This is a genomic window from Streptomyces sp. 1114.5 (assembly GCF_003635085.1).
Lineage (GTDB): Bacteria > Actinomycetota > Actinomycetes > Streptomycetales > Streptomycetaceae > Kitasatospora.
The window spans coordinates 3,765,926-3,782,844 of sequence record NZ_RBXE01000001.1 but is presented as its reverse complement, the minus strand read 5'-3'; the positions used below and the strand labels follow the sequence as shown (position 1 = coordinate 3,782,844).

The 16,919-nt window shown below is 73.6% G+C and carries 19 protein-coding genes; 7 read left to right on the top strand and 12 right to left on the bottom strand.

Annotation, left to right across the window (positions count from 1 at the left end):
* The first annotated feature begins 116 nt into the window (after positions 1-116).
* The 6 genes from BX285_RS16985 (at position 117) to BX285_RS16960 (ending at position 3,700) form a co-directional block, all read left to right on the top strand.
* Positions 117-869, top strand: coding sequence for an SDR family oxidoreductase (locus tag BX285_RS16985; protein WP_097238746.1), 753 nt, complete (start codon positions 117-119; stop codon positions 867-869).
* Positions 862-1,539 (top strand): ester cyclase, encoded by a 678-nt coding sequence (locus BX285_RS16980; protein ID WP_259470554.1) that lies wholly within the window; start codon positions 862-864, stop codon positions 1,537-1,539. Before BX285_RS16985 ends, BX285_RS16980 begins: the two co-directional genes overlap by 8 nt.
* 104 nt (positions 1,540-1,643) lie before the next feature.
* Positions 1,644-2,000, top strand: a complete 357-nt coding sequence (locus BX285_RS16975; RefSeq protein WP_121175558.1) for a DUF6204 family protein — start codon at positions 1,644-1,646, stop codon at positions 1,998-2,000.
* A gap of 69 nt (positions 2,001-2,069) precedes the next feature.
* Positions 2,070-2,570 carry a MarR family winged helix-turn-helix transcriptional regulator gene (locus BX285_RS16970; protein WP_097238744.1) on the top strand — a complete coding sequence of 167 codons (501 nt, stop codon included), beginning with the start codon at positions 2,070-2,072 and terminating at the stop codon, positions 2,568-2,570.
* A gap of 70 nt (positions 2,571-2,640) precedes the next feature.
* Complete coding sequence (locus BX285_RS16965) at positions 2,641-2,952, top strand: sulfurtransferase TusA family protein (protein ID WP_097238743.1); 312 nt, start codon at positions 2,641-2,643, stop codon at positions 2,950-2,952.
* 265 nt (positions 2,953-3,217) lie between these two features.
* On the top strand, positions 3,218-3,700 hold the full coding sequence (locus BX285_RS16960; protein ID WP_121175557.1) for a hypothetical protein: 483 nt from the start codon (positions 3,218-3,220) through the stop codon (positions 3,698-3,700).
* Here the strand turns inward: BX285_RS16960 and BX285_RS16955 are convergent.
* The 5 genes from BX285_RS16955 to def form a co-directional block, all read right to left on the bottom strand.
* Positions 3,633-4,649 (bottom strand): MerR family transcriptional regulator, encoded by a 1,017-nt coding sequence (locus tag BX285_RS16955; RefSeq protein WP_121177578.1) that lies wholly within the window; start codon positions 4,647-4,649, stop codon positions 3,633-3,635. The two genes, BX285_RS16960 and BX285_RS16955, sit on opposite strands and share 68 nt — an antisense overlap.
* A gap of 52 nt (positions 4,650-4,701) precedes the next feature.
* Positions 4,702-6,141, bottom strand: coding sequence for an RsmB/NOP family class I SAM-dependent RNA methyltransferase (locus BX285_RS16950; protein ID WP_097238741.1), 1,440 nt, complete (start codon positions 6,139-6,141; stop codon positions 4,702-4,704).
* Between the two features lie 192 nt (positions 6,142-6,333).
* Positions 6,334-6,690: a hypothetical protein gene (locus BX285_RS16945; RefSeq protein ID WP_097238740.1), complete on the bottom strand. Its 357-nt coding sequence runs from the start codon at positions 6,688-6,690 to the stop codon at positions 6,334-6,336.
* A 127-nt stretch (positions 6,691-6,817) separates the two neighbouring features.
* The gene (fmt, locus tag BX285_RS16940) at positions 6,818-7,762 is read right to left on the bottom strand and encodes a methionyl-tRNA formyltransferase (protein ID WP_097238739.1); all 945 of its coding nucleotides are present in this window, start codon (positions 7,760-7,762) and stop codon (positions 6,818-6,820) included.
* Between the two features lie 33 nt (positions 7,763-7,795).
* Entirely contained in the window at positions 7,796-8,341 is a 546-nt protein-coding gene (def, locus tag BX285_RS16935) for a peptide deformylase (protein ID WP_097238738.1), read from the bottom strand.
* A 311-nt stretch (positions 8,342-8,652) separates the two neighbouring features.
* Here def and BX285_RS38420 point away from each other — a divergent pair, with 311 nt between their 5' ends.
* Positions 8,653-9,237 (top strand): hypothetical protein, encoded by a 585-nt coding sequence (locus BX285_RS38420; protein ID WP_259470553.1) that lies wholly within the window; start codon positions 8,653-8,655, stop codon positions 9,235-9,237.
* A 173-nt stretch (positions 9,238-9,410) separates the two neighbouring features.
* Here BX285_RS38420 and BX285_RS16925 read toward each other — a convergent pair whose 3' ends face one another.
* The 7 genes from BX285_RS16925 to pyrF all read right to left on the bottom strand — a co-directional run bounded on the left by BX285_RS16925 (position 9,411) and on the right by pyrF (position 16,883).
* Entirely contained in the window at positions 9,411-11,495 is a 2,085-nt protein-coding gene (locus BX285_RS16925; RefSeq protein ID WP_121175556.1) for a primosomal protein N', read from the bottom strand.
* Positions 11,496-11,623: 128 nt separating this feature from the next.
* Positions 11,624-12,832: a methionine adenosyltransferase gene (gene metK, locus BX285_RS16920; protein WP_097238736.1), complete on the bottom strand. Its 1,209-nt coding sequence runs from the start codon at positions 12,830-12,832 to the stop codon at positions 11,624-11,626.
* 151 nt (positions 12,833-12,983) lie between these two features.
* Positions 12,984-14,213, bottom strand: coding sequence for a bifunctional phosphopantothenoylcysteine decarboxylase/phosphopantothenate--cysteine ligase CoaBC (gene coaBC / locus BX285_RS16915; protein WP_121175555.1), 1,230 nt, complete (start codon positions 14,211-14,213; stop codon positions 12,984-12,986).
* 169 nt (positions 14,214-14,382) lie between these two features.
* Positions 14,383-14,649 carry a DNA-directed RNA polymerase subunit omega gene (gene rpoZ, locus BX285_RS16910; protein WP_030056185.1) on the bottom strand — a complete coding sequence of 89 codons (267 nt, stop codon included), beginning with the start codon at positions 14,647-14,649 and terminating at the stop codon, positions 14,383-14,385.
* A 37-nt stretch (positions 14,650-14,686) separates the two neighbouring features.
* Positions 14,687-15,244, bottom strand: coding sequence for a guanylate kinase (gene gmk / locus BX285_RS16905; RefSeq protein WP_097238734.1), 558 nt, complete (start codon positions 15,242-15,244; stop codon positions 14,687-14,689).
* Between the two features lie 49 nt (positions 15,245-15,293).
* Positions 15,294-15,620, bottom strand: coding sequence for an integration host factor, actinobacterial type (gene mihF / locus BX285_RS16900; protein WP_030056187.1), 327 nt, complete (start codon positions 15,618-15,620; stop codon positions 15,294-15,296).
* 429 nt (positions 15,621-16,049) lie between these two features.
* Positions 16,050-16,883, bottom strand: coding sequence for an orotidine-5'-phosphate decarboxylase (gene pyrF / locus BX285_RS16895; protein WP_097238733.1), 834 nt, complete (start codon positions 16,881-16,883; stop codon positions 16,050-16,052).
* Positions 16,884-16,919: the final 36 nt, after the last annotated feature.

Sequence of the window (16,919 nt, the reverse complement as noted above, 5' to 3'; positions counted from 1 at the left end):
GTAGAAAACAATCCTTGGACTCATCACCGCAGCTCAGGCGAGGCTCATGGGGTACCGCCGCCGCCCGCAGAACAGCAAAGCGGCGGCTCCTGACCCGAACCGAAAGGAACACTCCCGTGTCCGAGCTCCCCGACCTCCCCAACCCCAGCACCCCCACCGCCCTCACGGGCCGGCGCCTCATCGTCGTCGGCGCCGGCTCCCGCACCGGCCGTGCTCTCGCCAGGGCCGCGTCCGCCGCCGGTGCCGAGCTCGTGCTGGCCGGTCCGGATCCGCGCAAGCTGGAGTGGACGGCCGGTGAGCTGTCCGGCCCGTCCGAGGTGCTCGCCCTCGACCTCGCGGAGGAGCGGTCGATCGCCGAATTCGCCGCCCGGGCCGGCCGGTTCGACCACCTGGTGTCCACCGCCGCGATACCGGCCAACGGCCCGCTGCAGGAGCTCGAAGTGGCCGACGTGCAGCGGGCGTTCTCGGCCAAGGTGATCGGCCCACTGCTGCTGGCCAAGCACCTGGCCGGGCAGGTGTCCGAGGACGGCTCGTTCACCTTCTTCTCCGGTGTGGCCGCGTGGCGCCCGTCCCCCGGCCGCACCGTGATGGCCACCACCAACGGCGCCCTGGCCTTCCTGGTCCAGGCGTTGGCGGTGGAGCTCGCGCCGGTGCGGGTCAACGCGGTCTCCCCCGGCATCGTCGACACCGGTTCCTGGGACGGCCTGGGCTCCGACAAGGAGGCGTTCCTGCGCGGCGTCGCGACTCGCAATCCGGCCCGCCGCGTGGGCAGCCCGGAGGACCTGCTCAAGGCCGTGTTCTACGCGATCGACAACCCGTACGTCACCGGCACCGTGCTGCACGTCGACGGGGGTGGCCGCCTTGTCTGAGCCCCGGCCCGGCACCGCCGCCGCCACCACCACCACCGCCAGCTCCGCCACCCGCCGGCGCCTCGCGCCGCGCACCGCCGCCGTGGCCGCCGCCTTGACCGTCCTGCTGGGCACCACCGCCGCCGCTGCCCCGGCCCACTCGCCCGCCCACTCGCCCACCCATCACCCCGACCCACAGCCCTGGCCCCAGCGCCTGGTCGACCGCTCGCCCGACCTGGTCCAGCCGAAGGCGCTCACCGTGGACCGCTCCCTCGGCGCCCGGCGCGCAGCCCAGGAGGTGCACCTGGCCCAGCAGTTGTACACCTTCTGGAACACCGGGCAGCAGCGGTACCTGGACGCGGCGATCAGCCCGGCCTTCCGGGACAACACGCTCCCGCCCGGCCGCCCGCAGGGCCCCACCGGCCCGGTCCTGGCCTCCCGGACCTTCCGGGCCGCCGTGCCGGACCTGACCTGCGAGCTGTCCGAGGCCCTGGTCACCGGGGACCGGATCACCGCCCGGCTGGTCTTCCGCGGTCACTTCACCGGCACCTTCGACGGTGTCCGGGGCAGCGGCCAGCGCATCGAGTTCAACGCCATCGACATCCAGCACGTCGGCACCGACCGGATCGTGGAGGACTGGCACATCGAGGACAACACGGCCCTGCTGTCCCAACTGGGCGTCACCGGCTGACGCCCGCCTCCCCGACGAGCGGCCGCCGACCGACGCACCGCCACACCGCCACACCGGCGAAATCGCATTGGCGGTCGGCGGCCCCTCCTGCCTATCGTCGGGAGATGACCACCCGAACCTTCCGCATCATGGTGCGCGGCGTCTTCGACGGCCTCACCGAGGAGCAGCGCGCCGAACTCGTCGCCGCCGCGCCCGAGCACGACGTCCTGCGCGCCGCCTTCACCCGTGAGGGCCACCTCAGCTACGACCTCTCCGCCCGCACCGCCTTCACCTTCCGCTTCCTGGACGAGGGCGAGGCCGAGGAGGACATCCTGGAGGCCACCGAACGGGCCGAGCAGTCCGCAGAGAACTGGCTGACCGAACGCGGCTACGGCTACAAGAACCTGCGCTCCCAGGCGGAGGACCTCTCCCAGGCACCGCTCGGCAAACGACAGCGCCGCGCCGCCACCACCATCCGCTGATCCGACCCCCTCCGCCACCTCCTTGGCGGCTCCCTCCGGGGATATACTTGAGCAGTCAAGGAGGTGGCAATGACAGAGCGCACAACCGACCGTACGACCGAGCACACCGAAACCGACCCGAGCCCCGACCCGCTGGACACCGCCCTGCGGCTGGTCCGCGCCCAGACCGCCCTGGTCAAACGATTCGACGCGAGCCTCAGCGGCCTGCACGGCGTGAGCCTGTCCGACTTCACCATGCTGCTCCACCTCGCCCAGGCCCCCGGCGGCAGAATGCGCCGGGTCGACCTCGCCGAAGCACTCGGCCTCACCGCCTCCGGTGTGACCCGCGGCCTCGCCCCACTGGAACGGATCGGCCTGGTCACCCGCGAGGCCGCCGCCCGCGACGCCCGCGTGGCGTACGCCGCCCTCACCCCCACCGGCCGCGACCGGCTCGCCGAGATGCTGCACACCGCCCGCCAGGTCGCCGCCGACCACTTCGCCGCCGCCCAGTGGAGCCCCGACGACCTCACCCGCCTGTCCGCCCTGCTCACCCGCCTCGGCGGCACCGCCCCCGGCCAACGCCTCACCTGACCACCACCCTCCGACGCCACCCCCACCCGACGCCGCCCCTCACCCGCCACGCCGCCTAGGCTGAACCCCCATGACCCGCCCCATTACCACCCCCGACCTCACCGTCGACGGCACCGGCCTGCTCTGCGTCCAGCTCCTGCTCCGACTGCGCGCCCACATCGCCCACCTCCCGGCCGGCGCGGTGGTCCACATCCTCACCACCGACCCCGCCGCCCCACTCGACCTGCCCGCCTGGTGCCACCTCACCGGCCACGACTACCTCGGCCAGGTCCCCCACGAGGCCCCCGGCCATGAGATCTACGCCCTCCGCCTCACCTCCACCCCCACTCCCACGCACCCCACCCGCCCCTGGCACCCCACCCCCACCCCCACCACCCCCTGACGCCCCCACACCCCAGCTCCCCAGCCCCACCTCCCCGACGGAAAATCCCCGCGCACCCACCCCGACCGCCGGTGCAGACGTCCGCCATGCCCGCCGCCGGCCCACCGGGTGATCGCCGAGCACGGCGTCACCGTCCTGACTACCGTCCGCTGCGGAACGTCTGGCAACGAGCCCGAGAACGGCTTAGTCCCGACTTCCGTCGGCCGCCCGGTGTGCCACGATGAGGGAACACGAACGGCCCATGCCCACAGGGAGGTTGACCACCATGGACCCGACCCTCCACTGCCACTGGCACGACAAGAACGGTCAGTGGGCGCTGACCGTCAGCCACAACGGCCACGACTGGGAGCTGTTCGCCGCCACACCCTTCGGGTCCGAGTCCCTACCGTTCGCCGACCCGGACGAGGTCCGCCAGCTCGCCCAGGCCCTGCTGGACCTGCCCGCCGAGCCCGAGCCCTACGAGTTCGAATGGGAACTCTCCCGAACCGAGGGCGCCCGGACGGAGCGCGAGCGCACCCGCTTCGCGACCTTCGCCGTCGGGCTCGACCCCACCGACGACCACCGGCCGTACCTCGCCTACCAGTCCTACACCCACACGGGCCAGGCGACCGCACTCGGCCTGGAGGCGGTCTGCGAGGACCCGCCGGTCGACGAACTCCGCGCCCAGGCCCACGCTTTCCTCACCAACCTCCCCTGCCCACCCCCGACACAGCCGAAGCAGAAGCAGAAGCCGAGGCCGAAGCCGTAGCCGCAACCGAGCCGCCACCACCACCGCCCACGGCGCGCACCGCCCACTCCACCTCCGCAGCCCAACTCTCCGGCGCAGCCCACCCGTTGACCACCGCCAGCAGCTCCAGGTACCGCTCCCGCCGCGGATCCGCCATGGCCCGCAGCCGCTCTCCCAGCCGGCCCCGCAGCACCTCAGCAGAGCCCGGAACCATCTCCCCGTACCGATCCAGCAGCTCCGCGACGACCCGCGCCGCCGTCTCCGACCCGGGCTCCGCCGCCACCGCGACCGCAGGCCTCGCCAACTCCCGTACCATCACCGCCAGTCCAGGCCCCGGCAGCCCCCCGCTTGCTTCCGCCGCTTCCGCCTCGACGAGCCCGCGCAGCAGCGCCCGGAACTCCACGTCCCCCGCCAGCTGCGCCAACTCCACCCACGCCTCGACCTGTTCGGCCGACGGGTCTTCCGGCAACTCCGGCGTCAACGAGCGCGCCGCGGCCGCGAACCGGCCACCGGGCCCACCACCCCCAGGCCCACCACCACCGAACACCCCCGCCAGGAACTCCCCGATCAGGCGCCCCCGTTCGTCCTCCGACAGCCGGGCCAACCGATGCACGAACGTCAACTCCTCGGGTGAAGACCCGCGCCTGGCCACCGCCCCCAGCACAGCCCGTCGCAGCCGCAGCACCCGAATCTGCATGTCCAGCGCCTCGGCATGCGCCGCCGCCACGGCGGGCAGCGCGAGTTGGCGCTCCAGCACTCCCCGGATCGCGGGCAGTCCGAGCCCGAGTTCCCGCAGGGTGCGGACGAGTTCCAGGCGTGCGACGGCGTCCGCGCCGTACCGCCGATGGCCGGCCGGGTTGCGGTCGGCCGGCGACACGATCCCCTGGTCCGAGTAGAAGCGGACGGTCTTGACCGTCACCCCCGCCCGCCGGGCCAGCTCACCGATGGTGTACGTCGCGTCGCCGTTCATGGCAACCACCATGCCGCCTCCCCCTACGGGAGGTGCAACCACCCGCTACCGATCAGGCCGTCCGCCGCAGCAGCGCCAGGTACATCGCGTCCGTCCCGTGCAGGTGCGGCCACAGCTGCACGTCCGGCCCGTCCCCGAGCGCCGGGACGCCGGGCAGCAGCGGGCGCGCGTCGATCCACTCGACCCGGCCGCCCTCCTCCCGCAGCACGTCGTCCACGACCGCCCGGGTCTCCGCCAGGTGCGGCGAGCAGGTCGCGTAGCCGACCACGCCGCCGACCCGGGTGGCCTCGATCGCCGAGCGCAGCAGGTCCCGCTGGAGCGGCCCGAAGGCCGCGACGTCCGCCGGGCGCCGCCGCCAGCGCGCCTCCGGGCGGCGGCGCAGCGCGCCGAGTCCGGAGCAGGGCACGTCGACCAGCACCCGGTCGAAGCCGCCGGCCTGCCAGGCCGGGCGCGTTCCGTCCGCCGCGATCACCGTGTACGGGCCGGGGTTGCCCTCCAGCGCCCGCGCCACGAGCCGGGCCCGGTGCGGCTGCTTCTCGCTCGCGACGAGCGCCGCCCCGCGCTCGGCGGCCAGCGCGCCGAGCAGTGCGGCCTTGCCGCCGGGGCCGGCGCAGCCGTCCAGCCAGAGCCGGTCCGGGCCGTCCACCGGCGCCGTGGCCAGCGCCAGCGCGACCAGCTGGCTGCCCTCGTCCTGCACGCCGGCCCGATTCTCCCGGACCGCGTCGATCGAGGCCGGGTCGCCGCCTTCGGCGAGCCGCAGCGCGAACGGGGACCAGCGCCCGGGCTGGGCCTCGGGCAGCGCGTCGGCCAGTTCGCCGACGGTGGACCGGCCGGGGCGGGCGACCAGGGTGACCTCGGGCCGCTCGTTGTCGGCCCGCAGCAGTTCCTCGACGGCGCTGCGCCCGGAGGCGTCCGGCTGCCAGCGGCCGAGCGAGTCCCACAGCGCGGCGACCACCCAGCGCGGGTGCGAGTGGACGACCGCCAGGTGGTCCTCGGCGTCCTGGTCGTACGGCGGGGCGACCTGCTCGATCCAGGCGTCCAGGTCGTGCGCGCTGATCCGGCGCAGCACGGCGTTGACGAACTTGGCCTTGCCGTCGCCGAGCACCACCCGGGCGAGTTCGACGGTCGCCGAGACGGCGGCGTGGCTGGGGATGCGGGTGGTGAGCAGCTGGTGGGCGCCGAGCGAGAGCACGTCCAGGACCGGCGGGTCGACCTTGCTGAGCGGCCGGTCGATGCAGGCCGCGATGATCGCGTCATAGGTGCCCTGCAGGCGCAGGGTGCCGTAGACGAGTTCGGTGGCGAGGGCGGCGTCGCGCCGGTCCATGCCCTTCTGCTCGGCTTCGCGCAGGAGCGAGGGCAGGATCAGGTTGGCGTACGCGTCGCGCTCGTCGACGGCGCGCAGCGCGCGGAACGCGACGATCCGGGCCGGGTCCTTCTTCGGACGGCGGTGCGGACGGGGGGCGCGCTTGGCGCCGGGGGTGGGGGTGCTCACTGGTGCCTCGACTGCTTCAAAGTGCTGCGGTGGTTATCGGGGTCAACGATATCCCCTGCGAGATGCCCGACTGCGCGATGCCCGACTGTGAGAGGTCCGACCCCCTCTCGCCCGACAGGTCCGACCCCCTCTCGCCTGAGAGGTCCGACCCCCTCTCCCCGAAGGGGCCGGCCTCCCGTCCCGGACGGCTCGTCAGTCCGCCTCGCAGAGGGCGAGCGCCCGGGCTCCGTCGATGCCCACCGCGATGACCTCCCAGGTGTTGTTCTTGTCGACCGACGGTGCGTTCCGCTCCACCACCAGGGCCGGCGGCGAACCGCTGGAGGAATCGACCTGGACGGTCCCCAGGTCGTAGCCGCCCGAGATCAGGTGGTGGTCCGCCGGGCAGGTGGCGGAGGAGAGCGTGCCCGTGGCGGCCGGGTCGCCGGCGACCACCGTGGTGGTCACGGCACCGGCCGGTGGAGCGGTCGCCAGCCCGTAGGTCGCGGTCACCAGCAGTGCACCGGCCACGGCGGTCCAGGTGCGCGGGCTCGTCCAGGTGAGTCGGGCCATGGGGATCAGCCTTCCTGGTGAGGAACCCCCCACTCGGACCAAGGTAGGCCCGCCCGCACCACCCCGCGCGGCGAATCTCAGCGCCCCGGACGAACCGCCCCCGAGCCCTCAGCCCACGGGTGGGCCCTCAGCTCGCCGCCCCGAACCGCTCCCCCGCCGCCAGCCGGGCGCCCCGGGCCCAGTCCGCGGCCCGCATCTCCTTCTTGCCCTGCGGGCGGACCTCCCCCAGCTCGATGTCGTGGCTGCCGGTCCCGACCCGCACGCTGTTCTTGCCGACCATCGCAACCTCGCCGGGCGCCAGCTCGGCCGACTCCGCCAGCAGCTTCACCGGCCCGGTGACCTTCAGCCGCTCGCCCCGGAACTCCGTCCACGCCCCGGGCGCCGGCGCGCAGCCGCGCACCACGCGGTCGATCCGCAGCGCGGGGTGGTTCCACTCGATCCGGGCGTCCTCGACGGTGATCTTCGGAGCGAGCGTGATGCCTTCGGCGGGCTGCGGCACGGCGTGCAGGGAGCCGTCCGCGATGCCGTCCATGGTGGCCGCGAGCAGCCGGGCGCCGGAGACGGAGAGCCGGGTGAGCAGTTCGCCGCTGGTGTCGGTCGGGCGGACCTCCTCGGTGATGACGCCGTAGACCGGGCCGGAGTCCAGGCCCTGCTCGATCAGGAAGGTGGACGCGCCGGTGACCTCGTCGCCGGCCAGCACCGCGTGCTGGACGGGGGCCGCGCCGCGCCAGGCGGGCAGCAGCGAGAAGTGCAGGTTGACCCAGCCGTGCTTGGGGATCTCCAGGGTGCCGGGGCGCAGCAGCGCACCGTAGGCGACCACCGGGCAGCAGTCGGGGGCGAGTTCGGTGAGCCGCGCGACGAACTCCGGGTCGCTGGGCTTCGCCGGCTTGAGGACCTCGATCCCGGCCTCCTCGGCGCGCTGCGCGACGGGGCTGGCGACCAGCTTGCGGCCGCGGCCGGCGGGGGCGTCGGGGCGGGTGACCACCGCGACGACCTCGTGCCGGTCGGAGGCGAGCAGGGCGTCCAGGGCGGGAACGGCGACCTCGGGGGTGCCGGCGAACACGAGGCGCATCAAGTGCCTTTCTGTAAAAGGGAATTCAGGAAATCAGCGCGCAGCGCCGAAGGTGCTGTGCGGCGAGACCTTGACGACCGGAGCCGGCCCGCCGCCCCAGTCCGCCTCCCGGATCGCCTTCAGCGCGGCCTTGCGCTGCTCGCCGTCGAGGCGGTCGATGAAGATGATGCCGTCCAGGTGGTCGGTCTCGTGCTGGATGCACCGGGCGAGCAGCTGGGTGCCCTCCAACGTCACCGGATCGCCGTACATGTTGAAGCCCTTGGCGACCACGCCGTACGCGCGCCTGGTGTCGTAGCGCAGGCCGGGCAGCGAGAGGCAGCCCTCGGGGCCCTCCTGCTCGTCCTCGCTCAGCGACAGGTCCGGGTTGATCAGGTGCCCGGTGACGCCGTCCACGTGGTACGTGAACACCCGCAGCGAGACACCGAGTTGGGGCGCGGCGAGGCCGGCGCCGGGGGCGGCCGTCATGGTGTCGGTCAGGTCGCGGACCAGGTTGCGCAGTTCCTTGTCGAACACGGTCACCGGCTGGGCGGTGGCCCGCAGGACGGGGTCTCCGAAGAGACGGATCGGCTGGATCGCCACGGGGTACGGGTCCTGTCCGTCGAGGTGTCGGGAGTCGCTCGGGGGCTGCGGGCAACGGCTGTTCGGCCAAGTCTATGCAACGCGCCGACCCCGTCCCCCATGCCCTCGGACCATGCCCCGGCCACACCCCGGAGCATGCCCCGGAGCCTGCCCTCGGACCGACCGAACACCCGCTGGCATATCCCGAGTCCGGCGAGCCGCGTTACCCCGGCCCCCGATTCGGCGTTGGTCAAGAGAGATTGACCGGGGCCGGGCGCACGGGACACCGCGCCCCGGCCGAGCTGAACCGTACGGAAGGTGGCACGTAGGCCATGGCCGAGCAGATCAACCACGACGCCCGGGCGCGGGCGAGCCTGCACCTGCTGGTGCGGGACATCGAGCGGGTGAGGCGCCAGGTCGACGCGCTGCGGACGCTCACCGCCCAGCTGGGCAACGTCTACCGACCGCGGCGCCCCAGCACCTCGGCCGGCTTCGTGGTGTACGGGCGGGCTCCGGCGCCGACCGTGCGCCTGGCGCAGGAGTTGCGGGAGAGCGTGGAGACCCTGGTGGCGGCGGCGGTCGAGTTCGACCGCGCGCTGGGCTTCTCCTGGGACTCGGTGGGCTCCGCCCTCGGGGTCACCAAGCAGGCCGTGCACCGCCGCTACGGCATGCGCCGCCCGACCAGCGAACTCCTCGCCGCCAGCGGCGCCGTCCCGGGCCCGAGCCGCCCGGATCGCTCCGAGGACCTCCCCACCACCCCGGCCGGCGGCCTGACCCCCACCGTCCCCGCCGCCCGCCAGGGCGGCCTGGACCGCAGCACCTTGGACCGCCCCGCGCTCGACCGCACCCCCGTCGACCGCCCCCAGCCCGACCGCACCACCCCCGTCGACCGCACCGGCATCCCCCTGCGCGGCTGACGGGCACCACCGTACGCACCACCGGCCGTCCGGGGCGGGGTGGCCCACTCACCCCGCCCCACCGGCGCCGCACGCCCTCCACTCCCCCCACCGGCGCCGCACGCCCCTCCCCGAAGCACGCCCCTCCCCGAAGCCTTCCCGAGACCCCGCCCGCGCCGCTCCCCGGCCCGACCTCAGCCGATGTCCGTCGGATCCACCCGCACCCGCACCGGCTCCGCCGTCCGCAGCGCGATCCGCGCGATCTGCGCCGCCTTGAGCGCCGCCGCCAGCGCCGCCCCCTGCCCGGGCGACACCCGCAGCAGCGCCCGCTCCTGCTCCTCCCCCCGCAGCGCCGGCACCGGCACCGGCCCGAGCACGTCCGCCCCCTCGGGCAGCCGGATCAGCCCCAGCAGGTCGGCGACGGCCGCCGGGCTGCCGCTGACCGACGCCATCCGCGACACCGGCGGGAAGTGCAGCTGCGCCCGCTCGTCCCGCTCCAGCCCGGCGTGCCCCAGCGGGTCCCACCGCACCAGCGCCTGCACCGGTCGGGCGGAGGGCTCGGCGACCACGACCACCGTGCCGCCCTCGGTCGAGGGCCGCACCAGCGCGGCGGCCGCCAGCCAGAGCCGCAGCGCCTCCTCCCCGGCCCGCAGGTCGGGCCGGCTCAGCAGCGCCCACCCGTCCAGCAGCAGCGCGGCCCCGTACCCGGAGCCGCCCTCCACCAGGGGCTCCGCACCCGGTGTGGAGATCACCAGCGAGGGCTCGTCCGGCACGGTGGCCAGCACCGCGTCCCGGCCCGAGGTCCGCACCGGGATCCGCGGGAACGCCTTGCCCAGTTCCTCCGCCGTCCGCCGGGCGCCGACCACCTGGGCCCGCAGCCGGAACGACCCGCACTCGGGGCAGTGCCAGTCGTCCTCCGTCTGCCCGCACCACCCGCAGGTCAGCAGGGCGTCCGCCGAGGGCGCCTCCAGCGGCCCCTCGCAGCGCCGGCACCGCGCCGGGGTCCGGCAGCGCCCGCAGGCCAGCCGGGGTACGTAGCCGCGCCGGGGCACCTGGATCAGCACCGGGTGTCCGGCCGCCAACGCCTCCCGGGCGGCCTCCCAGGCGACGGAGGGCAGCCGGGCGGCCTGCGCCGCCGCGTCCCGGTGCTGGTCCTGGTCGGTGACGGTCCGCACCCTGGGCGCGACCTGCCGCACCGTCTCCCGGTCCGCGACGAGCGGGCGGGCCCAACCGGTGCTGACCAGCTGCGCGCCCTCCACCGTCACCGCGTGCCCGCCCAGCAGCACCGCCGCGCCCTCCTCGGCGGCGCGCAGCAGCGCCACCTCCCGCACGTGCGGGTGCGGGGCGCGCGGGTCGCTGTGGCTGCTGTCCCCGTCGGACCAGACGACGACCAGCCCGAGGTCGCGCACCGGGGCGAACATGGTGGCGCGGGTGCCGATCGCGGCGTGCACCGAGCCCCGGCTCACCGCGAGCCAGCGCTTGTAGCGCTCGCGCGGGCCGAGCTCGGCCTCCAGCGCCACGTGCATCCCGGGGCCGAGCAGTTCGGTGAGCGCCTGGTCGACCCGGGCGAGCGACCGCCCGTCCGGCACGACGACCAGCGCCCCGCGCCCGCTCGCCAGCGTCGCCGCCACCGCCCGCGCGATCTCGTACGGCCAGCCGGGCCCGGGCAGCGCCGTCCACACCGCGCGCGGCGAGCCGCCCCCGGCCAGTGCGGCGAGGAAGTCCGGCCCGGCCGGGTAGCGCTGCCAGCCGCCGGGGGCCGGGGCGGCCGGGCGCGGCTGCGGCGGCGGGGAGGGCTCGGCCTCGGCCTTGGCGTGCCGGGGCGGGACGGCCAGCTGGAGCACGTCGGCGAGCGTCCCGGCGTAGCGGTCGGCGACGGTTCGGCAGAGCCGCAGCAGCTGCGGGGTGAGCACCGGCTCGGGAGAGAGCACCTGCGCCAGCGGGGCGAGCGGCCCGGGGAAGTCGCTCTTCTCCAGCCGGGCGACGATGAACCCGTCGTGCAGCTCGCCGCCCTCGCGCTGGCCGTTCACCACGCGCGCGCCGAACCGCACCCGCACCCGCACCCCGGGGCGGGCCTCCTCGGCCATGGCGGCCGGCACCTCGTAGTCGAAGAACTTGTCGATGGTGAGCACGCCCTTGTCCACCACGACCCGGGCCACCGGCAGGTGCTCGGCCCGCTTCGCCCCGCGCCAGCTGCGCGGCTTGGCGCGCTTGACCGTCTCCCGGATGAAGGCCAGCTGCTCCGGCTCCGCGGCCCCGTTCTCCCCTGTGCTGCTCATCGCTCCCAAGTACTACCAGGTCACACCGACAACGCACACACACCGACGACCCACACGGCCGACCCGCCCGCACACGGAAGCGGCGCCCGCCCCCGAAGGGACGGGCGCCGCCTCACGACGTCCGGACGTCAGTCCTGCACGGCAGCCTTCAGCTGCTCCACCCGGTCGGTGCGCTCCCAGGTGAAGTCCGGCAGCTCACGGCCGAAGTGGCCGTACGCGGCGGTCTGGGAGTAGATCGGCCGCAGCAGGTCCAGGTCGCGGATGATCGCGGCCGGGCGCAGGTCGAAGACCTCGGAGACGGCCTTCTGGATGCTGAGGACCGGCACGGTCTCGGTGCCGAAGGTCTCCACGAAGAGGCCGACCGGCTCGGCCTTGCCGATCGCGTACGCGACCTGCACCTCGGCGCGGCGGGCGAGGCCGGCGGCGACGATGTTCTTCGCCACCCAGCGCATCGCGTACGCGGCCGAGCGGTCCACCTTGGACGGGTCCTTGCCCGAGAAGGCGCCGCCACCGTGGCGGGCCATGCCGCCGTAGGTGTCGATGATGATCTTGCGGCCGGTGAGGCCGGCGTCGCCCATCGGGCCGCCGATCTCGAAGCGGCCGGTCGGGTTGACCAGCAGGCGGTAGCCGTCGGTGGTCAGCTTGATGCCCTGCTCGGCGAGCGCCTTGAGCTCGGGCTCCACCACGAACTCCCGGATGTCCGGGGTGAGCAGCGACTCCAGGTCGATGTCACTGGCGTGCTGGGTGGAGACGACCACGGTGTCGAGGCGGACGGCCTTGTCGCCGTCGTACTCGATGGTGACCTGGGTCTTGCCGTCGGGGCGCAGGTAGGGGATGGTCCCGTTCTTGCGAACCTCGGTCAGCCGGCGCGAGAGGCGGTGGGCCAGCGTGATCGGCAGCGGCATGAGCTCGGGCGTCTCGTCGGACGCGTAGCCGAACATCAGGCCCTGGTCACCGGCGCCCTGCTTGTCCAGGTCGTCGTCGTCACCCTCGACCCGGGCCTCGTACGCGGTGTCGACGCCCTGCGCGATGTCGGGCGACTGGGCACCGATGGACACCGAGACGCCGCAGGAGGCGCCGTCGAAGCCCTTCTTGGAGCTGTCGTAGCCGATCTCCAGGATCTTGTCCCGGACGAGCTGGGCGATCGGCGCGTACGCCTTGGTGGTCACCTCGCCGGCCACGTGCACCTGGCCGGTGGTGATGAGCGTCTCCACGGCGACCCGGGAAGTCGGGTCCTCACGCAGGAGAGCGTCAAGGATGGTGTCGCTGATCTGGTCAGCGATCTTGTCGGGGTGTCCCTCGGTGACGGACTCCGAGGTGAACAGGCGGCGAGACACAGCGCTCCCTGGGGTTGCAGCGGCTGCTGACTGAAGTTCCCCGGGTGGACCGGGAGACTCCGGAAAGACTTGATTCCTGGATTCTAACGGTCTGGTTCCGTCGAACGTCACCCGCTTCTGGAATTCTCGAACGTTCTGAGATCGATTTCGATCAGTTGCCGCCCGTTTCCAGCCGCTTTGCGACGAGGTCCCAGACCACGTCCGCAAGGACCTCCTTCGGGCCGACCGGAACAGCCGTCTCACTGCCGTCCGAGCCCAGGACGACGGCCTCGTTGACGTCCGTGCCGAAGGCCTTGCCGTTGCCCACCTCGTTGACGACGAGCAGGTCACACCCCTTGCGGGCGAGCTTGGCGCGGCCGTTGGCGAGCACGTCGTCGGTCTCCGCAGCAAAACCCACGACCAGTTGACCCGAACGGGGCCGGTGGGCCGACAGCTCGGCCAGGATGTCGGGATTGCGCACCAGGGCGACGGGCGCCGGCTCGATCCCCTCGACCTTCTTGATCTTGCCGGTCGCGTACTCGGCGGGTCGGAAGTCGGCCACGGCGGCGGCCATCACCACCGCGTCCGCGTCCGCGGCGGCCTTGAGCGCCGCCTCGCGCAGCTCCAGCGCGGTCGAGACGTGCACCACGTCCACCCCGGCCGGGTCCGGCAGCTCGGCGTTGGCCGAGAGCAGGGTCACCCGGGCCCCGCGGGCCGCGGCCGTCACCGCGAGCGCGTAGCCCTGCTTGCCGGAGGAGCGGTTGCCGAGGAAGCGCACCGGGTCCAGCGGCTCCCGGGTGCCGCCGGCCGAGACCACCACGTGCCGGCCCGCCAGGTCGGTCGCGACCGCCCCGCCGCGGCGCAGCACGGCCCGGCAGGCGTCGAAGATCGCGGACGGCTCGGGCAGCCGCCCCTTGCCGGTGTCCTTGCCGGTGAGCCGCCCGACAGCCGGCTCCAGCACGATCACGCCCCGGCGGCGCAGCGTGGCGACGTTGTCCCGGGTGGCGGGGTGCTCCCACATCTCGGTGTGCATGGCGGGCGCCACCACGACCGGGCAGCGGGCGGTGAGCAGGGTGTTGGTCAGCAGGTCGTCGGCCAGGCCGTGGGCGGCCTTGGCGATCAGGTCGGCGGTGGCCGGGGCGACCACGACCAGGTCGGCCTGCTGCCCGATCCGCACGTGCGGCACCTCGTGGACGCGCTCCCAGGTCTCGGTGGCGGCCGGGCGGCCGGACAGCGCGGCCCAGGTCGCCTCGCCGACGAAGTGCAGCGCGGCCTCGGTGGGCACCACGGTGACCTGGTGGCCGGACTCGGTGAACCGGCGCAGCAGTTCGCACGCCTTGTAGGCGGCGATCCCGCCGCTCACACCGAGGACCACGCGGGGGGCGTCCGCTGGAGCGCTCATGTACCGACCTTTCTCCGCATCGGGAACCCGCCCACCCTACGGCCCCTCAGCCGCCTGCGCGGTGCCCCACCCCCTACCGGCGGCCACCGACAGCGAGCGGAAACGCCGGAGGGCCCGGCGGAAACGATTCCGCCGGGCCCTCCCGGAAACCACGAAGCTACCGACCGCCTCAGGCGGCCTCGACCGCCTCGGCGGTCAGCATGCCCGCGTTGATCTCGCGCAGCGCGATCGACAGCGGCTTCTCGTGCACGTGGGTGTCGACCAGCGGGCCGACGTACTCCAGCAGACCCTCACCGAGCTGGGAGTAGTACGCGTTGATCTGGCGCGCGCGCTTGGCGGCGTAGATCACGAGGCTGTACTTGGAGTCGGTGGCCTCAAGCAGCTCGTCGATCGGCGGGTTGATGATGCCCTCGGGCGCGGTCATGGAAGAGGACACGCGAAAACCTTCCGAAAGGGTGGAAAAGACAGACAGGTCAGGCTACACCGAGCAAGGCTAGCAGTTCGGCCGCTACCTGCTCGACGGAGGTGTTGACCAGGGTCGTGTCGAACTCGGGCTCGGCAGCGAGCTCGATCTTGGCGGCGGCGAGCCGCTTCTCGATCACGTCCTGCGGCTCGGTGCCCCGGCCGGTCAGCCGGCGGACCAGCTCGTCCCAGCTCGGCGGGGCCAGGAAGACCAGCTGGGCGTCGGACATCGACTCGCGCACCTGCCGGGCGCCCTGGAGGTCGATCTCCAGCAGCACGGGCTCGCCGCGCTCCAGCTTCTCCAGCACGGCCGCACGCGGGGTGCCGTAGCGGTTCCCGGCGAACTCGGCCCACTCCAGCAGTTCGCCGTTGGCGACCAGCTTGTCGAACTCGTCGTTGTCGACGAAGTGGTACTGGACCCCGTTCTTCTCGCCGGGCCTGGGGTGGCGGGTCGTCGCCGACACCGAGAGCCAGACCTCGGGGTGCATCTTCCTCATATGAGCGACGACCGTGCTCTTGCCGACCCCCGAGGGGCCGGAGAGCACGGTCAGCCGCGGACGCTCACTCATGCACCGATTATCCCGGATCGCGGAGCTTCCCGGGACCACCGGGTCACGGTCAGGCGGCACCCCCGCCGAACTCCCGCTCCAGGGAGGCGATCTGGTTGGTGCCGAGGCCCCGGACGCGCCGGCTCTCGCTGATGCCGAGGCGCTCCATGATCTGCTTGGCGCGGACCTTGCCGACACCCGGAAGGGATTCGAGCAGGGCCGAGACCTTCATCTTGCCGATCACGTCGTTGTCGGCCTTGCCGGCCTTGATCACCTCGTGCAGGGAGGCGCCGGAGTGCTTGAGCCGGTTCTTGACCTCGGCGCGCTCCCGGCGAGCCTCGGCGGCCTTGGCGAGCGCGGCGGTGCGCTGTTCAGGGGTAAGGGGCGGAAGAGCCACGCCGTTCACCTCAGGTGTGGATGGAAGGGATTGAGCTAGGACTGGTTCGGTACCGAGGACACCGTCCGCAAGGGGGAACCACAAGGCCCTGACCTGCGGGAGACGCGTGAATCGCGGCTCGCCGATGACCTATCGCCGGACACTACCCGGATTGCGGCGCCACGTCAGGAAAAGAACACGAAAAGTCCTGGTCAGCCAAGGCCGACCAGGACTTTCCCGGGCAAATTGACCGCGATTGCGAGACTTTGACACGGTCGATGTGACGGCGCTCACGTCGACTCCGCGACGGCGCCGCCGTCCTGCGGACACTCCACAGGGTCACCGCGCCGCTACCAGAACCGCGCCTTCCGCAACCGGGCGGACACCTCCCGTCACCCGACGGCGTCCGCCACCCGATCCGCCACGCGATCCGTCACGCGAGGACGACCGTCACTTGACGGCGTCCGCGAACTCCCCGACGAAGCGGTCCGCCGCCTCCCGCAGAGCCGCCACCGAGGGGCCGTGCTTGAGGACGTCCCGGCTCACGCTCGGCACCACGTTCAGCACCGAGGCGCCGAACACCCGCGGCAGGTCCGCCATGGTCGCGCCCTGGGCGCCGATCCCGGGGGCCAGCAGCGGGCCGTTGATGGCCAGGTCCACGCCCGCGTCGGCCAGCGTCGCGCCGACCACCGCGCCGAAGGAGCCCAGCGGCGCGGCGTCCGCGTTCTCGGCCGCCAGCTGCCGCAGCACCGAGGCCGCGACCGGCTCGCCGTCCGCGCCCACCGCGCGCTGCACCTCGGCGCCCTCCGGGTTGGAGGTGAGCGCCAGCGCGAAGACGCCGCAGCCCTGCTCACGGGCCAGGTCCAGGGCCGGGCGCAGCGAGCCGAAGCCCAGGTAGGGGCTGACCGTCACGGCGTCCGAGAACAGCGGGCTGCCGGGCGACAGGAAGGCCTCGGCGTAGGCGGCCATGGTGGAGCCGATGTCGCCGCGCTTGGCGTCCATCAGGACCAGCGCGCCGGCCGCCCGGGCCTCCTCGACGGACTTCTCCAGCACCGCGACGCCCTTGCTGCCGAAGCGTTCGAAGAAGGCGGCCTGCGGCTTGAGCACGGCCACCCGGTCGGCCAGCGCCTCGACCACGGTGCGGCTGAAGGTCTCCAGCCCGGCGAGGTCGTCGCCGAGCCCCCAGGCGGCGAGCAGGGAGGCGTGCGGGTCGATGCCGACGCAGAGCTGGCCGCGGGTGTCGAGGGCCTGGCGCAGCCGGGCGCCGAACGGGGCGAGAGTCATGTCGTCCTTTCCAGAACCGGGGTTTCCGGAGCCGAT